The organism is Stenotrophomonas sp. Pemsol (genome assembly GCF_003586545.1).
In the GTDB taxonomy this organism is placed as follows: domain Bacteria; phylum Pseudomonadota; class Gammaproteobacteria; order Xanthomonadales; family Xanthomonadaceae; genus Stenotrophomonas; species Stenotrophomonas sepilia.
Map to the genome: position 1 here is coordinate 1,586,706 of NZ_CP025780.1, position 19,337 is coordinate 1,606,042.

Annotated in this window: 19 protein-coding genes; 11 read left to right on the forward strand and 8 right to left on the reverse strand. The window is 67.8% G+C overall.

Annotation, left to right across the window (positions count from 1 at the left end; translation table 11 throughout):
• Positions 1-22: 22 nt before the first annotated feature.
• Positions 23-637, forward strand: coding sequence for an NUDIX hydrolase (locus PEM_RS07380; protein ID WP_005416355.1), 615 nt, complete (start codon positions 23-25; stop codon positions 635-637).
• Positions 638-705: 68 nt separating this feature from the next.
• Here the strand turns inward: PEM_RS07380 and serA are convergent, their stop codons facing one another.
• Positions 706-1,947, reverse strand: a complete 1,242-nt coding sequence (serA, locus tag PEM_RS07385; protein ID WP_111129404.1) for a phosphoglycerate dehydrogenase — start codon at positions 1,945-1,947, stop codon at positions 706-708.
• Positions 1,948-2,116: 169 nt separating this feature from the next.
• On the opposite strand from serA, the gene PEM_RS07390 reads away from it, so the two are divergent.
• The 3 genes from PEM_RS07390 (at position 2,117) to PEM_RS07400 (ending at position 5,704) form a co-directional block, all read left to right on the forward strand.
• Positions 2,117-3,505 carry an FAD-binding oxidoreductase gene (locus PEM_RS07390; protein WP_005416357.1) on the forward strand — a complete coding sequence of 463 codons (1,389 nt, stop codon included), beginning with the start codon at positions 2,117-2,119 and terminating at the stop codon, positions 3,503-3,505.
• Between the two features lie 62 nt (positions 3,506-3,567).
• A complete protein-coding gene (locus PEM_RS07395) occupies positions 3,568-3,867 on the forward strand; it encodes a DUF2388 domain-containing protein (RefSeq protein ID WP_005416358.1) in 300 nt (99 codons plus the stop codon).
• A gap of 40 nt (positions 3,868-3,907) precedes the next feature.
• Entirely contained in the window at positions 3,908-5,704 is a 1,797-nt protein-coding gene (locus PEM_RS07400; protein ID WP_111129402.1) for a DUF4105 domain-containing protein, read from the forward strand.
• Here the strand turns inward: PEM_RS07400 and PEM_RS07405 are convergent.
• Positions 5,682-6,758: an ATP-binding protein gene (locus PEM_RS07405; protein WP_005416360.1), complete on the reverse strand. Its 1,077-nt coding sequence runs from the start codon at positions 6,756-6,758 to the stop codon at positions 5,682-5,684. The two genes, PEM_RS07400 and PEM_RS07405, sit on opposite strands and share 23 nt — an antisense overlap.
• Positions 6,758-7,474 carry a response regulator gene (locus PEM_RS07410; protein WP_005416361.1) on the reverse strand — a complete coding sequence of 239 codons (717 nt, stop codon included), beginning with the start codon at positions 7,472-7,474 and terminating at the stop codon, positions 6,758-6,760. Before PEM_RS07410 ends, PEM_RS07405 begins: the two co-directional genes overlap by 1 nt.
• 129 nt (positions 7,475-7,603) lie before the next feature.
• On the opposite strand from PEM_RS07410, the gene PEM_RS07415 reads away from it, so the two are divergent.
• The 4 genes from PEM_RS07415 (at position 7,604) to PEM_RS07430 (ending at position 13,087) form a co-directional block, all read left to right on the forward strand.
• On the forward strand, positions 7,604-8,752 hold the full coding sequence (locus PEM_RS07415; RefSeq protein WP_111129400.1) for an efflux RND transporter periplasmic adaptor subunit: 1,149 nt from the start codon (positions 7,604-7,606) through the stop codon (positions 8,750-8,752).
• A 36-nt stretch (positions 8,753-8,788) separates the two neighbouring features.
• Entirely contained in the window at positions 8,789-11,938 is a 3,150-nt protein-coding gene (locus tag PEM_RS07420) for a multidrug efflux RND transporter permease subunit (protein WP_111129399.1), read from the forward strand.
• Complete coding sequence (locus PEM_RS07425; RefSeq protein WP_095378816.1) at positions 11,919-12,311, forward strand: nuclear transport factor 2 family protein; 393 nt, start codon at positions 11,919-11,921, stop codon at positions 12,309-12,311. The genes PEM_RS07420 and PEM_RS07425 overlap by 20 nt, the downstream gene beginning before the upstream one ends.
• An 83-nt stretch (positions 12,312-12,394) precedes the next feature.
• Complete coding sequence (locus PEM_RS07430; RefSeq protein WP_111129397.1) at positions 12,395-13,087, forward strand: MliC family protein; 693 nt, start codon at positions 12,395-12,397, stop codon at positions 13,085-13,087.
• 162 nt (positions 13,088-13,249) lie between these two features.
• On the opposite strand, the gene yeiP is transcribed toward PEM_RS07430, so the two are convergent.
• The 5 genes from yeiP to PEM_RS07455 all read right to left on the reverse strand — a co-directional run bounded on the left by yeiP (position 13,250) and on the right by PEM_RS07455 (position 16,822).
• Positions 13,250-13,816, reverse strand: a complete 567-nt coding sequence (gene yeiP / locus PEM_RS07435; protein WP_049440079.1) for an elongation factor P-like protein YeiP — start codon at positions 13,814-13,816, stop codon at positions 13,250-13,252.
• A 48-nt stretch (positions 13,817-13,864) separates the two neighbouring features.
• Complete coding sequence (locus PEM_RS07440; protein ID WP_049396115.1) at positions 13,865-14,635, reverse strand: SDR family oxidoreductase; 771 nt, start codon at positions 14,633-14,635, stop codon at positions 13,865-13,867.
• Between the two features lie 101 nt (positions 14,636-14,736).
• Positions 14,737-15,633, reverse strand: coding sequence for a hydroxymethylglutaryl-CoA lyase (locus PEM_RS07445; protein WP_095378819.1), 897 nt, complete (start codon positions 15,631-15,633; stop codon positions 14,737-14,739).
• Complete coding sequence (locus PEM_RS07450; RefSeq protein WP_095378822.1) at positions 15,630-16,031, reverse strand: VOC family protein; 402 nt, start codon at positions 16,029-16,031, stop codon at positions 15,630-15,632. Before PEM_RS07450 ends, PEM_RS07445 begins: the two co-directional genes overlap by 4 nt.
• Positions 16,032-16,033: 2 nt before the next feature.
• Positions 16,034-16,822, reverse strand: a complete 789-nt coding sequence (locus PEM_RS07455; RefSeq protein ID WP_005416369.1) for an enoyl-CoA hydratase/isomerase family protein — start codon at positions 16,820-16,822, stop codon at positions 16,034-16,036.
• Positions 16,823-16,941: 119 nt separating this feature from the next.
• Here PEM_RS07455 and PEM_RS07460 point away from each other — a divergent pair, with 119 nt between their 5' ends.
• From PEM_RS07460 to PEM_RS07470, 3 genes are read left to right on the forward strand one after another with little or no spacing between them, the layout of a single operon-like run.
• Entirely contained in the window at positions 16,942-17,196 is a 255-nt protein-coding gene (locus tag PEM_RS07460; RefSeq protein ID WP_005416370.1) for a FeoA family protein, read from the forward strand.
• Positions 17,193-19,058, forward strand: coding sequence for a ferrous iron transporter B (locus PEM_RS07465; RefSeq protein ID WP_111129395.1), 1,866 nt, complete (start codon positions 17,193-17,195; stop codon positions 19,056-19,058). Before PEM_RS07460 ends, PEM_RS07465 begins: the two co-directional genes overlap by 4 nt.
• Entirely contained in the window at positions 19,058-19,303 is a 246-nt protein-coding gene (locus PEM_RS07470; RefSeq protein ID WP_111129393.1) for a DUF6587 family protein, read from the forward strand. The genes PEM_RS07465 and PEM_RS07470 overlap by 1 nt, the downstream gene beginning before the upstream one ends.
• Positions 19,304-19,337: the final 34 nt, after the last annotated feature.

Here is a 19,337-nt window from a genome sequence, read left to right on the forward strand (position 1 = left end):
ACGCACAAGCGCAATCGCAACAATGAACGGCGATAATGAGCAGTATTTTTCCGAACCGCCCCCATTCATGCGCCAGACCGCCGAAACCCTTGCCGTGCTTGACGATCGCCTGCGCGGCCTGTTGCGGGACTATGCCCGCCGCGAGCCCGCCCACGACGCACTGGCTGCCGAATTCGGCACATTGCTGGACGATCCAGAAGATCCGTTCCGTCGCGAACGGCTGGCCGGGCATTTCACCGCCAGCTGCTGGCTGGTCAGTGCCGACGGCCAGCGCCTGCTGCTCACCCATCACCGAAAGCTGCAGCGCTGGCTGCAGCTGGGCGGTCACGCCGACGGCGACCGTGATCTGGCGCAGGTGGCGCTGAAGGAAGCCGAGGAGGAGTCCGGGCTGAGCGGCCTGGTACTGGAAGACCCGGCCATCTTCGATCTGGACAAGCATTGGATTCCCGAGCGCAAGGACGTGCCGGGGCACTGGCACTACGACGTGCGTTTCGTGATCCGGGCGCTGGGTGGCGAGGCCTTCGTGCTCAGCGAGGAATCGCTGGACCTGGCCTGGCGGCCGGTGACCGAAGTCGCGGCCGACCCGGAGTCGGATGAATCCATGCAGCGCATGGCGCGCCGCTGGCTGGCACGTTGAAAAAAGGGGACGGAGGGGATTAAGTCGTTAATGCATAAACGACTTAATCCCCTCCGTCCCCTTTTTACCTAGTACAGGATGCGCGTCCGCAGCGTGCCCGGAATCGCGGCCAGCTCGTCGCGCACGGCGGCGGCCTGTGCCTCGCTGGCGGTGATGTCGATCACCACGTAGCCCACCTTCGGGTCGGTACGCAGGAACTGGCCGTCGATGTTGACGTTGTGGCGCGAGAAGATCTCGTTGACCCTGGACAGCACGCCCGGCACGTTCTGGTGGATGTGCAGCAGGCGCAGGCTGTCTTCGTGTTCGGGCAGGGTCACTTCCGGGAAGTTGACCGCCGACAGGGTGCTGCCGTTGTCGCTGTAGCGCACCAGCTTGGCTGCCACTTCCACGCCGATGTTGTCCTGCGCTTCCAGCGTGCTGCCGCCCACGTGCGGGGTCAGGATCACGTTGTCGTGGCGGGTCAGCGGCGACTCGAAGATATCGCCGTTGCCCTTCGGTTCGACCGGGAACACGTCCAGCGCGGCACCGCCGACGTGGCCGCAGGCCAGCGCAGCATCCAGCGCATCGATGTCGACCACGGTGCCGCGCGCGGCGTTGATCAGGTGCGCACCCTTGCGCATCTTCGCCAGCTCCGTGCTGCCGATCATCCACTGCGTGGCCGGCGTCTCCGGCACGTGCAGGGTGACGATGTCGGCGCGCGCCAGCAGGTCGTCCAGGCTGGCCGCGGCACGCGCATTGCCCAGCGCCAGCTTGGTTTCCACGTCGTGGAAGATCACCTGCATGCCCAGCGATTCGGCCAGCACGCCGACCTGGGTGCCGATGTGGCCATAACCGATGATGCCCAGCGTCTTGCCACGCACTTCATGGCTGCCGCTGGCCGACTTCGACCAGCCGCCGCGATGGCATTCGGCGTTCTTCTGCGGGATGCCGCGGGTCAGCATGATCGCCTCGGCGATCACCAGCTCGGCCACGCTGCGGGTATTGGAATAGGGCGCATTGAACACCGGGATGCCGGCCAGTTCGGCCGCATCCAGGTCGACCTGGTTGGTGCCGATGCAGAAGCAGCCCACCGCGATCAGGCGCTTCGCCTCGGCCAGCACCTCGGCGCTGAGCTGGGTGCGCGAACGGATGCCGACAATATGTGCCTCGGCGATGCGCGCCTTCAATTCGTCCTCGGGCAGCGCCTTGGTGTGTGCCTCGATCTGGCTGTAGCCGGCGGCGCTGAACACCTCCACGGCGGTCTGGCTGACCCCCTCCAGCAACAGCACGCGGATATCCTGCTTCGGGAACGAGGTCTTCTTCGGCGACATGGGGCAACACGGCCAGTGGGACAGGGGCCAACCACTATGCCAGATCACGGCGCTCATGGTGCAGTGCGCAATTGGTTGCATCCGTAGCTATCTGCCTGTCTGCAGGGCTGGACGCTGGCGCGTGCCGCTGGCACGCTTGCCCGTTCTTCACGCCCCGCGCTGGACCGTCATGACCGATTCCCGCATTGCCTCGCTGCAGCAGGCCTGTCCCGGCCTGAAGCTGAAGACCGACCCGGCCGACCTGGAGCATTACGGGCGCGACTGGACCCGGCGCTGGACGCCGGCGCCGCTGGCGATCGCACTGCCGGCCACGGTCGAGGAGGTACAGGCGGTGATGCGCTGGAGTGCCGCCGAGGGCGTGGCGGTGGTGCCGTCGGGCGGCCGCACCGGCCTCTCGGGTGGCGCGGTGGCGGCCAACGGCGAGCTGGTGCTCAGCCTGGAGAGGATGAACAGGGCGCTGGACTACGACGCGGTCGATCGCACACTGGTGGTGCAGGCCGGCATGCCGCTGGAGGCCGTGCACAACGCCGCGCTGGACCACGGCCTGATCTACCCGGTGGATTTCGCCGCGCGCGGCTCGTGCACGATCGGCGGCAACATTGCCACCAATGCCGGCGGCATCCGAGTGATCCGCTACGGCAACACCCGCGAGTGGATCGCCGGGCTGAAGGTGGTCACCGCCAGTGGCGAACTGCTCGAGCTCAACAAGGGCCTGATCAAGAACTCCAGCGGCTATGACTTCCGCCAGCTGCTGATTGGTTCGGAAGGTACGTTGGGGGTGATCGTCGAGGCGACGGTGAAGCTGACCGATCCGCCGCCGGCCAGCAACGTGATGCTGCTGGCCGTACCCAGCTTCGAAGTGCTGATGCAGGTGTTCGCCGCGTTCCGCGCGCGCCTGCAGCTGCAGGCCTTCGAGTTCTTCACCGACCGCGCGCTGGAGCATGTGCTGGCGCACGGCGCGCAGGCGCCGTTCGACGAGGTGCACCCGTACTACGTGGTCACCGAGTTCGCCGCCAACGACGAAGCGCAGGAAGCGGCGGCGATGGCGGCCTTCGAGGACTGCATGGGCAACGGCTGGGTCAGCGACGGGGTGATCAGTGCCAGCGACGCCCAGGCCGCCCAGCTGTGGCGCCTGCGCGAAGGCATCACCGAATCGCTGGCGCGCTACAAACCCTACAAGAACGACGTCTCGGTACGGATCTCGGCGATGCCGGCGTTCCTGGCAGAGACCCAGGCACTGATCGGGCAAGCCTACCCGCACTTCGACGTGGTCTGGTTCGGCCACATCGGCGACGGCAACCTGCACATCAACGTGCTCAAGCCCGACGACACCAGTGACGCCGATTTCGTGGCGCAGTGCGAGCACGTCACCAAGCTGCTGGCGCAGGTGCTGGCGCGTTTCGATGGCAGCATCTCGGCCGAGCATGGCATCGGCCTGGTCAAGAAGGGCTACCTGGACAGCACCCGCGGCCCGGCCGAAATCGCGCTGATGAAGGCGGTCAAACGCGCGTTCGATCCTCAAGCGCGGCTGAATCCCGGCAAGCTGTTCGACGCCTGAGCCGGGCAAATCCTTCACGCACCCGTTACGCTCCACGCATCCTCACAACCGGCTTCGAACCGATGACCCGTAAGCTTCTGCTGCTCGCCCTGCTGTCCCTGCCGCTGGCCGGCTTCGCTTCCAGCTTCGCCGGCACCTCGGCCGGTTCGGCCACCGGCGCTTCCTCCGGCTCCTCGGGCAGCAGCTCGGGTGATGACAAGGTGGTGCTGGCCGCGCGCGACGATGCCGCTGCGTTCGTTGCCAGCGACGGCCAGATCCGTGGCGCCCGCCTGCAGGCCGCGCTGGTCCACCTGCGTGAGCAGAGCGCCACCGCACAGCTGCAGAGCGACCTGGAACTGGCCCGCGCGCTGCTGGCCCGTTGATCCGGCCTTCGGGTAGTGCCGGCCGCTGGCCGGCAACTGCATGACATCTGCACGGAACGCCGCCACGCTTGGCGTGGCTCTACTGCTGACCGCCCACGTCGCGCCTGCAGCTGAACGCCTGCAGCTTGATCCGTCCGGTCTTGATCCGGCACAGCAGCGGCTCGCCAGCCAGACCCTGGCCGACGTGCAGTCACTATTGCCGGACGGCCTGCTGGCTGCGTTGCCGGCGCAGGTGCGGGTGCGCTGGACGGATGACCTGCCGGCCGATGTGCATGGCCGCACCTTCGCTGGCCGTATCGCGCTGCGCCGGAGTCTGCTGGGCGACAGTGCGCCGGGCGCCCGGCGCGCACGCCGCAGCGCGCTGGTACACGAACTGACGCACGTCGCCGACCGTGGCGGTGCGAACTGGTCGCAGAGCATGCGATGGCGTGACCTCGCGGGTTGGCAGCGCAAGCCCTGGCATCTCGGCCGTGGCGACAACGACTTCCGTGACCGCAGCCCCGATGCGTATGAACTGAAGGACCCGGCCGAGTACCTGGCAGTGAACGCCGAGCATTTCGTGCTCGACAGCGAGTTCGCCTGCCGGCGCCCGGCACTGGCGCGGTGGTACCAGGCCCATTTCGGAACTCCGCCATCGCTGCCGCAGTCGCACTGCGCGACCGCGTTGCCATTGCTGCAGGCCGAATCGGAAGAGGGGGCGGCATCGCTGCTGCAGCTCGACCCCGCGCGTGTCTACGCCGTGGAGTACCTGTTCGCCGAAGGCAGCGCGCAGCCGATGAGCCGCTGGGGCCACAGCATGCTGCGATTGGTGATCTGCAGGCCCGGGCGCGCACCGGGGCCGGACTGCAGGCTGGATCTCGAACACCACCGCGTGCTGTCCTTCCGCGCGTTCGTGGGCGACGTGCAGATATCCAACTGGCGCGGCTTGACCGGCGGCTACCCGTCGCGGCTGTTCGTGCTGCCGCTGCAGCAGGTGGTGGACGAGTACACCAAGGTCGAACTGCGCGGCCTGCAGTCGCTGCCATTGCGGCTGCAGCGCGATGAGATCGCCAGCCTGCTCGAGCGCACCGCCCAGGTGCACTGGAGCTATGACGGGCGCTATTACTTCGTCAGCAACAACTGTGCGGTGGAGACCGCCAAGCTGCTGCAGGCCGGAGTGCCGCGGCTGGGCGAGGCCGGGCTGGCCCAGCTGAGTCCGCGCGGTCTCAAGCGCCGGCTGGCGCGGCTGGGCATGCTCGACGAGCGGGTACTCACGGACCGCAACACCGCGCAGGCACAGGGCTATTACTTCGCTTCCGCGCGCGACCACTACCAGCAGTTGTTCACAGTGGCGGCGACCCAGCTGAGCCTGCCCGCCCGCGATGTGCGCGGCTGGTTGAAGCTGCCGGCGGAACAACGGGCACCGTGGCTGCTGAAGGGCGACCTGCGCGCCAGTGCCGGCCTGCTGTTGCTGGAACAGGCCGCACAGCGGCGTGCCGAGCTGCGGGCACGCGATGTGCTCAAGCGGCAGCTGCTTGCTGCTGCGGACAGCGCGGAAACCCGCAGCCTGCGCGGCCTGCTGGCGCAGAGTGGGCAGTGGTTGCGCCCAGGGACGCTGCTGCAGGACGGCGGCTATGGGTTGCCTCTGGGCGACGAGCAGGTACTGCTGTCTGCGGCCGTGACCACTGCCAGTGCGCAGGCGGTACCGGCATGGCAGGCATTGCGTGTGCAGCTTCGCCAGCAGTTGCCGGCGCGGCAGCGTGAGGAAATGGATGCGATCGACGCCAATCTGGCCGCGCTGGGGGCACACCTGCGCACGCAGGCCGCTGGTCCGGCTACTGGCGCGGCAGTTCGATGACGAAACGGCTGCCGCCGCAGCTGCCGGGCGTGCAGTAGGCATGGCCGCCATGTGCATCGGCGATGGCCTTGACCACCGCCAGGCCGAGCCCGCTGCCACCGCCCTGGCGCGAACGTGAGCCGTCGGCGCGCATGAACGGAGTGAAGATATCGGCATGCAGTCCCGGATCAATGCCCGGGCCTTCATCCTCGATGGCCACCTGCACATGGCCCGGCGTGTCATGGACAGCGATCCGCACCTTGCCTGGGCTGGCATAGCGACGGGCGTTTTCCAGCAGCGCCAGCAGCGCCTGGCGCAGGCGCGTGGGATCACAGTGCGCGTTGTGTTCCTCGCGGCTGGTTTCCAGCTCCAGCACGAAGCCCGCAGCGCGGAACTGCGGGTCGACCAGCGTCATCACCGAATGCACCTCGGCCACCACGTCGGTGCGTGCGCGACGCACGTCCAGCCGTGCGTTGTCGGACAGGCTCAGTACGCGCAGATCTTCAATCAGGCGGGACAGCCCTTCGACCTGGGCGAGCAGGCTGCGGAACTGCGACTCGTCCGGATGGAACACGCCCTCGGCCAGTCCCTGCAGGCGGCCGCGCAGGATCGTCACCGGAGTACGCAGCTCATGTGCGATGGCCGCATGCCACATCGCGCGCTCGCTCTCCATGTGCTGCAGGCGGCGCGCCATCGCATTGAAGTCTTCAACCAGGGTCGCCACTTCGCCCGGCGAATTCTCCTCGACGCTGGCGCGGGCCCCGAGGTCACCGCTGGCGAGGGCACGCACGCTGTCCACCAGCGAATTCAACGGCGACAGGATGCGGTGGGCGAGGCGGAACGAGGCGGCGATGGCCAGCGCCAGGCCGGTCAGGATCACGCCCACCATCCATGCAAGCTCCGGCCCGGTCGGCAACCAGCTTTCCGGCTCTTCGGTACTGCCGGGGAAGAACTCGACCAGCACCGCGTACAGCAGCCACGACGACAAGATCATCATCACGATGACGCCGATCACCATCAGCGACATCGAGACGATGATGTGGCGGCTGAGCCCGGAACGGCGCAGTCGGGCCATCAGCGGTCAGCCATCAACCGGTAGCCGACGCCGCGCACACTGGCCGGAACATTGACCATGCCCACTTCGTCCAGCTTGCGGCGCAGCTTGCTGACATGGCTGTCGACAGTGCGCTCCAGCGCTTCGCTTTCCGGCAGGCATTCGTGCATCAGCTCGCTGCGGCTGAAGATGCGGGTCGGTGCCAGCGCCATGCAGTGCAGCAGCTTGAACTCGGTGAGCGTGAGCAGCACTTCGTGACTGTAGCCTTCGCCCTCCACGTGCACGGCGTGGGTGGCCGAGTCGATCAGCAGCGGGCCGACGCGCAGCGCAGTGGGCGCGTCCACGCGCGAGGCGCGCAGCGTACGCCGCAGCACCGCGCGCACACGCGCCGCTACCTCGGCCGGGTTGAACGGCTTGACCACGTAGTCGTCGGCACCCATGCGCAGCGCGGTCAGCTTGTCGAGGTCCTGGTCCAGCGCGGTCAGCATGATCACCGGCGTCTCACCACGCTGGCGCAACTGGGTCAGCACGCTCCAGCCATCCAGGCGTGGCAGCTGTACATCGAGCAGGACCAGGTCGGGGCGGGCGCTGCGATGCAGGTCCAGTGCGCTGTGGCCATCGGCCGCGCGCAGCGTACGCAGTCCTTCGCGTTCCAGGTAGGCGCTGAGAATATCGGCGATCTCGGCCTCATCCTCGACGATCAGGACGAGAGCGGCGAGGGCGGGGGAGGCATGCATGCAGGGGCGGGGCCGTAAGGTGCTTGCCTCCATCGTATCTCCACAGTTCCTCCATCGAAACCCCATCATTGCCACGCACACTGCGCGCTTCAGAACCTATCCGCCGCCTGCGCGGCATTGTGCACAGCAATGAGAACCTTCAGGACTCCGGTCGCGTTGATCGCGGCCCTCGCCCTGGCCATGACGGCCTGCTCCACCCCCGAAGCCACTCCCGAAGCCGCACCGCGTGTCAGCGTGATCACCGTCGGCCCACAGGTGGTGCAGCGTGACGACGAACTGCCCGGCCGCGTGGCCGCCGTGCGCACCGCGCAGATCCGTGCGCAGGTGGGCGGCATCGTGCAGCGCCGGCTGTTCGACCAGGGGGCCGAAGTGAGCGCCGGCCAGGCCTTGTTCCAGATCGACCCGGCCGCGTTCCGGGCCGACGTCGATTCGGCACTGGCTGCCCTGCAGCGCAGTGAGGCCGCGCTGGGCCGCAGCCGCGTGCAATCGCAGCGCCTGCATGCGCTGGCCGCCGCACAGGCGGTCAGCCAACAGCATCGCGACGATGCCAGCGCCGAATACGAGCAGGCCCGTGCCGCAGTGAACGAAGCGCGCGCGATCCTGTCCCGTCGCCAGCTCGATCTGCGTTACGCGACGGTCAGTGCACCCATTGCCGGCCGTATCGACCAGGCGCTGGTGACCGAAGGTGCGCTGGTCGGCGTGGCTGATGCCGAGCCGATGGCGGTGGTGCAGCAGATCGACCAGGTCTACGTCGATGTGCGCCAACCGGCGGCGCAGCTGGAGTCGCTGCAGCGCAGTGCCGCCGGTGGCGGCGAGCTGCCGGTGACGATCATCGGTGCCAGCGGCAAGCCACTGCCCGAACGCGGCCAGCTGCTGTTCTCCGGCATCAATGTCGATGCGCGAACCGGTGATGTCATCCTGCGCATCCTGGTCGACAACCCTCAGCGGCAGCTGCTGCCCGGCATGTACGTGCGCGCGAGGGTGCCACGTGGCGCGCCCGCCAGTGCATTGACCGTGCCACAGCAGGCGGTGCTGCGCAGCGCCGGTGGCCAGGCCTATGCCTGGGTGATCGGCGGCGACGGCAAGGCGGTGATCCGCACGCTGGAAGTGGACGGCAGTGTCGATCGCCAGTGGCTGGTGCGCACGGGCCTGAAGGCCGGCGAGAAAGTGGTGGTCGAGGGCCAGGAGCGCCTGCAGGAAGGCGTGGTGGTCGATGCGCGCGACTGGCAGATGCCGGTTGCCAGCGCCGGTGCAGTACAGGCCGGCAGCAAGGGCTGAGCCTGTTCCGGGCCGGTCCCTCCAGGAAAATCCAACATGGCACGTTTCTTCATCGATCGCCCGGTGTTCGCCTGGGTGCTGGCGATCTTCATCATCCTGGCCGGCGTGCTGGCGATCCCGCGGCTGGCGGTGGAGCGCTATCCAGCAGTCGCCCCGCCCAGCGTCAGCATCTATGCCAGCTACCCGGGTGCCAGCCCGCAGACGCTGAATGATGCCGTGGTTGGCCTGATCGAGCGCGAGCTGTCCAGCGTCAAGCACCTGCTGTACTTCGAGTCGTCGGTGGACACGTCCGGCGAAGCGTCGATCACTGCCACCTTCAAGCCCGGCACCAATCCGGAGCTGGCGCAGGTGGACGTGCAGAACCGGATCAAGGCGATCGAACCACGGCTGCCGCGCAGCGTGCGCCAGAACGGCCTGTTCGTGGAGGCCGTTGATTCCGGCTTCCTGATGCTGGTCGGCCTGCGTTCGCCCGATGCCAGCGTCAGCGAGGCCGCGCTGGGCGATTTCATGGCGCGCAACATCATCGAAGAGCTGCGCCGTATCGATGGCGTCGGCCGCGTGCAGTTGTTCGGTGCCGAGCAGGCGATGCGCGTGTGGCTGGACCCGACCCGGTTGACCGGCTACGGCCTGACCATGGGCGATGTGGCAACCGCGATCGAGCAGCAGAATCTGGAGATTTCGCCAGGACGCATTGGTGACTCGCCGGGTGTTCCAGGCCAGCGCATCACCGTGCCGCTCAGTGCCGACGGCCAGTTGTCCACGCCCGAACAGTTCGCGGCGATCGTACTGCGTGCCGGCGCCGACGGTTCACGGGTGGTGCTGGGTGATGTCGCCCGCGTCGAGCTTGGCGCGCAGAGCTATGCCTGGGGCACCCGCGAGGACGGCCATCCAGCCACCGCCGCCGGCGTGCAGCTGCGCCCGGGCGCGAACGCGGTGCGTACCGCTGCGGCGGTGCGTGAGCGCATGGCTGAGCTGGCGCCCCTGCTGCCGCGCGGGGTGGAAGCGAGCATCCCGTTCGACACCGCGCCGTTCGTGAAGATCTCGATCCAGAAGGTGGTGCAGACCCTGCTGGAGGCGATGCTGCTGGTGTTCGCGGTGATGTACCTGTTCCTGCAGAACTGGCGTTACACGCTGATCCCGGCGTTGGTCGCACCGATCGCGCTGCTGGGTACGTTCGCGGTGATGCTGGCGCTGGGCTTCTCGATCAACGTACTGACCATGTTCGGCATGGTGCTGGCCATCGGCATCATCGTCGACGACGCGATCGTGGTGGTCGAGGGCGTGGAACGGATCATGGCCGAGGAGGGCCTGCCGCCGCGCGAGGCCACCATCAAGGCGATGCGTGAACTGACCGGCGCAGTGATCGGCATTACCCTGGTGCTGACTGCGGTGTTCATCCCGATGGCGCTGGCCAGCGGTTCGGTGGGCGCGATCTACCGCCAGTTCACCGTGGCGATGGCGGTGTCGATCCTGTTCTCTGCGCTGCTGGCCCTGAGCCTGACGCCGGCGCTGTGCGCGACCCTGCTGCGCCAGGCCACCCACGGCCATCACGGTCGCGGCGGGCTGTTCGGCGCCTTCAACCGGGGCTTCGAGCGGATGACCGGGCGTTACCAGCGTGGTGTGGCGTCGGTGCTGCAGCGGAGCGGGCGGGTGATGGGCGTGTTCGCCGCGCTGGTGGCGGCGTTGCTGCTGGGCCTGCACTGGCTGCCGGGTGCATTCCTGCCGGAAGAAGACCAGGGCTATTTCATGACCTCGATCCAGCTGCCGGCCGAGGCGACGGCCGAGCGTACGCTGGCCGTGGTCGAAGCCTACGAACGGCACGTGGCCTCGCGTCCGGGCATCGGCTCCAACCAGTCGATCCTCGGCTACAGCTTTTCCGGTTCCGGCCCGAGTGCGGCGCTGACCTACACCATGCTGAAGGACTGGGGTGAGCGCGCAGGCGCAACCGCGGCCGGTGAGGTGGAGGCCGCGCAGCAGGCGATGGCCACGGTTGCCGAGGGTGAGGTGATGAGCGTGATGCCGCCGGCCATCGACAGCCTGGGTCGTTCCTCCGGCTTCTCACTGGCCCTGCAGGCGCGTACCGGGCAGGGCCAGGCCGAACTGCGCGCAGCCCTGCAGCAGCTGCTGAAGCTGGCCGAAGCCAGCCCGTTGCTGTCGGAGGTGCATGCCGATGGCCTGCCAGCCGGCACCAGCGTGCGGCTGGAGATCGACCGCGCCAAGGCCGAGGCGATGGGCGTGGGCTTCGAGCACATCAGCAGCACGCTGTCGGCGGCCATGGGCTCGCAGTACGTCAACGACTTCCCCAACAAGGGACGGCTGCAGCAGGTGATCCTGCAGGCCGATGCGCCGCACCGGATGGAGCTGGAAGACGTGCTGAAGCTGTACGTGCGCAACAGCGAGGGCGGCATGGTGGCGTTGTCCGAGCTGGTCACCCCGCACTGGACCGAGGCGCCGTTGCAGCTGCAACGCTATCTTGGTTTCCCGGCGCTGAACCTGTCCGGCGCCCCGGCCTCTGGCGTGTCGACCGGCCAGGCCATGGCGGAGATGGAGCGGTTGGCCGAAAAGCTGCCGTCCGGCTTCGCCCTGCAATGGACCAGCCAGTCGCTGCAGGAGCGTGAGTCGGGGGCGCAGGCGCCGTGGCTGCTGCTGTTGTCGATGCTGGTGGTGTTCCTGGTGCTTGCCGCGCTGTACGAGAGCTGGTCGATTCCGTTGGCGGTGCTGCTGGTGGTGCCCCTGGGCCTGCTTGGCGCGGTCGCCGCGGTGTTGTTGCGCGGCATGCCCAACGACGTGTTCTTCAAGGTCGGCATGATCACCGTGATCGGGCTGTCGGCGAAGAACGCGATCCTCATCGTCGAATTCGCGCGGCAGCTGCAGCAGCAGGGGCGCGGCCTGGTTGAAGCAGCGCTGGAGGCGGCGCGGCTGCGCCTGCGTCCGATCGTGATGACCTCGCTGGCGTTCGCGCTGGGCGTGGTGCCACTGATGCTGGCGCAGGGCGCGTCGAAGGAAACCCAGCAGGCAATTGGAACCGGCGTGTTCGGCGGCATGGTCAGTGCGACCGTGCTGGCGGTGTTCTTCGTGCCGGTCTTCTATGTAGTGGTGCAGGGCGCGCGGCAGTGGATCGCACAGCGCCTGCGCAGGCGCCGGCCGATGCCGGGAGGAACCGTGGATGGAACGGAACATCGTTGAAGATCTGCATGAGCAGCAGTTGATGGCGCTGGAGCAGCGCCTGTGCGCAGCGCTGCTGGATAACAATCACGATGCGTTGAACGCGCTGGTATCGCCGGCCCTGTTCCTGATGGACGGCCACGGTGGCCGCATGCTCGATCTGCCGTGGCTGGGTGATTGGTTGGCCGGTGACCTGCAGGTACGAAGCCTGCAGCTGCACGCGGTGGAAACGCTGCTGTGTGGCCGTCTGGCGTTGCTGTCCAGCGACGTGCGGATGTCGGTGTGGCGGCAGGGCCGGGAGCGTGAACTGAAGCTGCGCCTGTTGCGGGTCTGGACCTGCAGTTCCGGCGGCAGTGGCGCGCAGCTGCTGTCGATGGCGGTGCTGGCCGCATGAGTGCGGTCAGGCCGTTTTCAGGCCCTGCTCACCGCGAGGTGGTAGGGTCGAGCATTCCTGTAGTGTCGACAAGGAGTCGAGCCATGCGTGTAGTTCCCAGTCTGTTGGCAGCCTCCCTGGGGTTGGTCCTGGCCGCGTGCCAGCCGGCCCAGGCACCCGCGGCGGGCAGCAATGACCCCTCGCCTGCCACGCCGAAGCCGAGCGCCAACACGGAAGGTGGCAGCGAGACCGCCTACCAGTGTGGTGATCTGAGCGTGCGCGCGACCTTCAATGGCGAGGATGCTGCCACGGTGGTGATCGGCGAGCGTAGCTTCGCCATGACCTCCGAGCGCGCGGCATCCGGCGCCAAGTACAGCGATAGCCTTGGCAACAGCTTCTGGACCAAGGGCAGCGATGATGGCCTGCTGAGCCTGAAGGGCGAGCCGGATCGCGAGTGCCATGCGGTGGAAGCTGCCGAAGGCGATGGCAGCGCCGGCAATGCCGCGTTCCGTGCCACCGGCAATGAACCCGGATGGCTTGCAGTCGTCGATGGCGATATGCCGGGCCTGCAGGTGGAAGTTGACTATGGCGAGCGCCGCTTTGACGTGGCCAAGCCAACCAAGGGAGCCGACGGCTGGAGCGGCAAGGCGTCCGATGGTACCGACGTCAAGCTGAGTTTCCAGCGCACTACCTGCCAGGACGATATGAGCGGGGAGGCGTTCGAGGCGAAGGTGATGCTGACCGTCGGTACCCGCCAGTACCACGGCTGCGGCAATTTCGGCGCGAAGCAGCCGTAAGTTACCTGTAGAGCCGAGCCCACGCTCGGCTGCAGTACCTGTCCAACCCACCGCAGCCGAGCACGGGCTCGGCTCTACACAACTACTGTCAGCGATGCGCTGCTTGCTGCCTGCGGCGAACTTGCCGCAGGCAGCGATCGGCAGGCGATCGGCGCAGGGTGCTTAGTCGGCACGGCCGGCGAATTCGCCGGTGGCGGTGTTCACCAGCACGCGCTCGCCATTGACGATGTACTCCGGCACCATGATCTCGATGCCGGTGTTGAGCTTGGCCGGCTTCGGGCGCTTGGTGGCGGTGCCACCCTTCAGTTCCGGCGGCGTCTCGATCACTTCCAGCACCACGGAGGCCGGCAGCTGGATCGCCACCGGCTGCTCGTCGATCACCTGCACGTAGATGCCGGTCAGGCCGTCGGTGATGTAACCGGCGTCATCGCCGATCACGTCCGCATCCAGGGTGTACGGGGTGTAGTCCTCGTCATCCAGGAACACGAAGGCATCGCCGTCCCTGTACGAATAGGTGGACTGGCGGCGCAGCAGTTCGACCTCGACCAGGTTGTCGTCGGCATCGAAGCTGGCGTCGAGCTTGTTGCCGCCCGGCACGCTGTACATGATGAAGCGGAAGCGGACGTTGCCGCCGCGACCCTGCGGCGAGCTGCGCTCGATGTCGCGGATCTGGTACACGCCGTTGTTGTACTCGACGACGTTGCCCTTCTTGATGTCGTTGGCTTTCATGGTGATCTAGGTCGTTGGGGGAGGGCGCCGTCCCGGCGCCCGGGGGAATCACTTCGGAGCGAGGCGGGTAGCGCCGTCCAGGCGGATGGTCTCGCCGTTGAGGTAGGTGTTGCCAAGGATGAAGCCGACCAGGCTGGCGAAGTCTTCCGGCTTGCCCAGGCGCGACGGGAACGGGATCGAGGCGGCCAGCGACTGCTGCACGGCTTCGGGCATGCCATCGACCATCGGCGTCCAGAACACGCCCGGGGCGATGGTATTGACGCGGATGCCGAAGCGCGACAGTTCGCGCGCCATCGGCAGCGTCATCGAGACCACGCCGCCCTTGCTGGCGGCATAGGCGGCCTGGCCGATCTGGCCTTCATAGGCAGCGATGCTGGCGGTGTTGATGATGACGCCGCGCTCGCCGTCGGTGCCGGCCTCGTTGTGCTGCATGCGGTTGGCCGCGGCCTTGGCCACGTTGAAGCTGCCGACCAGGTTGACCATCACCGTGCCCTGGAAGCCGGCCAGCGGCATTGGGCCTTCCTTGCCCAGCACGCGGCCGGCGCCGAGGATGCCGGCACAGTTCATCGCCACGTTCAGGCCGCCGAGGAATTCGTGGGCCTGGTCGATGGCCGTTGCAACCGCCGCTTCATCGCTGACGTTGACGTTGAAATAGCGGGCCTTGTCGGCACCCAGTCCGGCGACGGCGGCAGCGCCCTTGTCATCGTTGAGGTCGAACAGGGCCACCTTGCCGCCCTGGGCGACGAGGTGCTGGGCCACGGCCAGGCCGAGGCCGGAGACGCCGCCAGTGATCACGGCACGTACGGAAGACAGCTGCATTGAACGGTCCTGCAGGTTCGAGAACCGCCGATTCTAACGGAAGCGGCGACCGTCGCCGTTGTGCACTGCGCCGCCCCGGCAGGAGCGGCGCAGCGGGGTGCTCAGCCGGCCGCTGCGAGCGCCTGTCCGGTGCGGCTGGCGGTGGCACGGCCGAGCAGGCCGGCCAGCCAGCGGCCGGTCTCGGCCAGTGCCGGCAGGTCCACGCCGCTGTCCAGGCCCAGGCCCTGCAGCAGATAGACCACATCCTCGCTGGCGACGTTGCCGCTGGCGCCCTTGGCATACGGGCAGCCACCGGCGCCGGAGACCGCGCTGTCGACCACGCGCACGCCTTCTTCCAGGCAGGTGGCGATGTTGGCGATGGCCTGGCCGTAGGTGTCGTGGAAGTGCACGGCCAGTGCCGTCATCGGAATCTCGGCGGCAACCGCCTGCAGCATCGCCCGTGCCTTGCGCGGGGTGCCGACGCCGATGGTGTCGCCCAGTGAGATTTCGTAACAACCCATCTGGTGCAGGGCGCGCGCCACCCGCACCACGTCGGCCAGCGGCACCTCGCCCTGGTAGGGGCAGCCGAGTGCGGTGGAGACATAGCCGCGCACGCGCACGCCATCGGCGGCGGCGCGGCGCAGGATCGGCTCGAACCGGGCCAGCGATTCGTCGATGCCGGCATTGGTATTGGTACGGTTGAAGGCCTCGGAGGCGGCGGTGAACACCGCCACTTCCTCCACGCCCACCGCACGGGCGCGGTCGTAGCCCTGTTCGTTCGGCACCAGTACCGGGTAGTGCACGCCCGGCCGGCGCTGGATGCCGGCATAGACCTCGGCGGCGTCGGCCAGTTGCGGGATCCACTTCGGGCTGACGAAACTGGTCGCCTCGATGCTGCGCAGGCCGGTGGCCGACAGGCGGTTGATCAGTTCGATCTTGTCGGCGGTGGACACCGACTGCTTTTCGTTCTGCAGCCCATCACGCGGGCCGACCTCGACGATGCGGACGTAATCGCTCATGCGGCTGCCCCATCGGACGGACGGTGGCAGACCGCTTCGATGTTGTTGCCGTCCGGGTCGAGCACGAAGGCGGCGTAGTAATCCGGGTGGTACCACGGGCGCAGGCCCGGGGCGCCGTTGTCGCGGCCACCGGCGGCGAGAGCGGCGGCGTGGAAGGCGTCCACCTGCGCGCGGCGGGTGCAGGCAAAGGCCACGTGCACGCCGTGACTGGTGGTGCCGCCATTGCCGAGCCAGAAGAACGGCTTGCCGTCGCTGCCGAAGCCGATGTGGTCGTGGTCACCGGTTTCTTCGGCGCTCACTTCCATCACGACGTCGATCTGCAGCGGCGCCAGTGCCTGCAGGAAGAAGGTCCTGCTGCGCGCCAGGTCGGCGCTGGTCAAACCAAGATGATCGAGCATGTTCAGGCTTCCGTGACCCAGTGGGGGGCGCGCTTGTCGAGGAAGGCGCCCAGGCCTTCCTGGCCCTCGGCGGACACCCGCAGGCGCGCGATCAGGGCGGCATTATCCCGATCCAGCGCGTCGCGGTCATGGCTGTCGCGGACCTGCCGCACCAGCTGCTTGGCGGTGGACGAGGCGATCGGGCCGGCCTTGTCGAGCAGGGCCAGCTGGCGTTCCAGGGCTTCGTCCAGGCGTTCGGGCTCGACCAGCTGGTGGACCAGGCCGATGCGCAGCGCGGTGTCGGCATCGAAGTGCTCGCCGGTGGCGAACCAGCGCCGCGCCTGGCGCGGGCCGATGGCCTCGATCACGTAGGGCGAGATCACCGCCGGCAGCAGGCCGAGGCGGCTTTCGGTCAGGCCGAAGCGGGCCGAGGTGCTGGCGATGGCGATGTCGCAGCAGGCGACCAGGCCGACGCCGCCCCCGAAGGCGGCGCCATGGACCCGGGCCAGGGTCGGCTTGGGCAGCTCGTCCAGGGTGCGCATCAGCCGCGCCAGGGCCAGCGAGTCCTCGCGGTTGTCGGCCTCGCTGGCGGCGGCCATGCCGCGCATCCACTGCATGTCGGCACCGGCCGAGAAGGAAGCGCCGTGACCGGCGACCACCACGGCCCGGACCGAATCATCGCCGCCGGCGGCTTCCAGTGCGGCAGTCAGCCGGGCGATCAGGCTGGCGTCAAAGGCGTTGTGCAGCTCCGGCCGGTTCAGCCAGAGGGTGAGGACAGCGCCACGGCGCTCGATCTGCAAAGCATCGTTCATGGGATTCCAGGGTCACTCCATACCTGTATGGATCATAGCGGGCCATTGGTCATGGGCCATGACGCGACGCGGGAATGTTAGAATCGAGAACCATTTACATCCAGCAGAGAACACGCTAGATGACGCTGTCCGAACTGCCGCTGCACACCTCGGCCGTGGTCGAGTCCGTGCAGGACCTGCATGCCAACGATGCCATTGCCCGTCGCCTGCGCGAGCTGGGTTTCGTGAATGGCGAGGAAGTACGCTTGGTGGCCAAGGGCCCGGTGGGGGGCGAGCCGCTGCTGGTGCAGGTCGGGTTCACCCGGTTCGCGCTGCGGATCAGTGAAGCCAAGCGCGTCGTGGTCGACGCTGCCAGCCAGGAACGACGTGCATGACCGCCACTGTCTCCGCCTCACCGCTGCGCATCGCGCTGGTCGGGAACCCCAACAGCGGCAAGACCGCGCTGTTCAACCAGCTGACCGGCAGCCGGCAGAAGGTCGCCAACTACACCGGCGTCACCGTAGAGCGCAAGGAAGGTCGCCTGCGCGCGCCGTCCGGCCGCGAATTCGCCGTGCTCGACCTGCCGGGTGCCTACAGCCTGCATCCGGCCAGCCTGGATGAGGCGATCACCCGTGACCTGTGCCGGGGCTTCTACCCGGGCGAAGCTGCGCCGGACGTGCTGCTGTGCGTGATCGACGCCACCAACCTGCGCCTGCACCTGCGCTTCGCGCTGGAGCTGCGTGAGCTGGGCAAGCCGATGGTGGTCGCCCTGAACATGGTCGATGCGGCCCAGCGCCGTGGCATCCAGGTGGACGTGGCCGCGCTGGAGCGCGAGCTGGGCGTACCGGTGGTGGAGACCGTAGCGGTGCGCAAGCAGGGTGCCAAGGCCCTGGTCGAACGCCTCGATGCGATGGTGCCGCACCTGGATGCACCGGTGCTGGGCCCGGAAGGTGGCATCGACTACCACGCCAAGGTGCGCGAGATCCTGTCGGTCGCCGTGCGGATGCCGGCGCGGACCGCGAAGATCGACGACGCGCTGGACCGCTGGCTGCTGCACCCGGTGTTCGGGCTGATCAGCCTTGCAGTGGTGATGTTCCTGATCTTCCAGGCGGTGTACGCCTGGGCGACGCCGTTGATGGATGGCATCGAGGCTGGCTTCGCCTGGCTCGGTGCTCTCGTTGGCAGCGTGTTGCCGGAGGGTCCGCTGGCCAGCCTGCTGACCGATGGCATCATCGCCGGCGTCGGTGGCGTGGTGGTGTTCCTGCCGCAGATCCTGATCCTGTTCTTCTTCATCCTGGTGCTGGAGGAATCCGGCTACCTGCCACGTGCGGCGTTCCTGCTCGACCGCATGATGGCCGCCGCCGGCCTGTCCGGCCGCTCGTTCATCCCGCTGCTGTCCAGCTTCGCCTGCGCGGTGCCGGGCATCATGTCTACGCGCAGCATCCAGGACCCGCGTGACCGCCTGGCCACCATCCTGGTCGCACCGCTGATGACCTGCTCGGCGCGCCTGCCGGTGTACGCCCTGCTGATCGGTGCGTTCATTCCGCAGAAGACGGTGTGGGGGGTGTTCAACCAGCAGGGCCTGGTCCTGTTCGGCCTGTACGCCGCCGGCATCCTCAGTGCGCTGGCGATGTCCTGGATCATGAAGAAGTGGCGCCGCGACAAGAGCGAGCATCCGCTGATGCTGGAGCTGCCGTCGTACCGCCTGCCACATGTGCGTGACCTGGCGGTCGGCCTGTATGAGCGCGGCATGATCTTCCTCAAGCGTGTCGGCGGCATCATCCTGGCGCTGACCATCCTGCTGTGGGTGCTGCTGTCGTTCCCGGCGGCCCCGGCCGATGCCACGATGCCGGCCATCGACTACAGCTACGCCGGCCGGATCGGCCATGCGATGGCGGTGTTCTTCGCACCGCTGGGCTTCAACTGGCAGATCTGCATCGCGCTGATCCCGGGCCTGGCCGCGCGTGAGGTGGCGGTGTCGTCGCTGGCCACCGTGTATGCGCTGTCGGCCGCCGATGACGATGCCGCCAGCCAGGCGCTGACCCCGCTGATCAGCGATGGCTGGTCGCTGGCCACGGCCCTGTCGCTGCTGGTCTGGTACATCTACGCCCCGATGTGCATCTCGACGCTGGCGACCATCAAGCGCGAGACCAACTCGTGGAAGCAGATGGGCTTTGCCGCGTTCTACCTGTTTGCCGCGGCTTACGTGGCCGCGCTGATCACCTATCAGGTGACCAAGGCGCTGGGAGGCGGCTGATGGAGACCGGGCTGCTGATCCAGTACCTGATCATCGCGGTGGCCGTGCTGGTCAGTGCCTGGGTGGTACTGAAGAAGCAGTTCCCGGGTACCGTGCGCACGCTGCGCGGGGCCTTGGCGCTGGCCCTGCTGAAGCCGGGTCGCGCGGCCTGGCTGCAGGCGCTGGGGCGGAAGATCGCGCCGCCGGCCAGCGGTGGTGGCGGTGCCTGTGGGGGGTGCGACAGCTGCGGGCCGACCAAGAAGTAGCGTCCAGCCATGCTGGACCGCGGCTGTCCGGAGG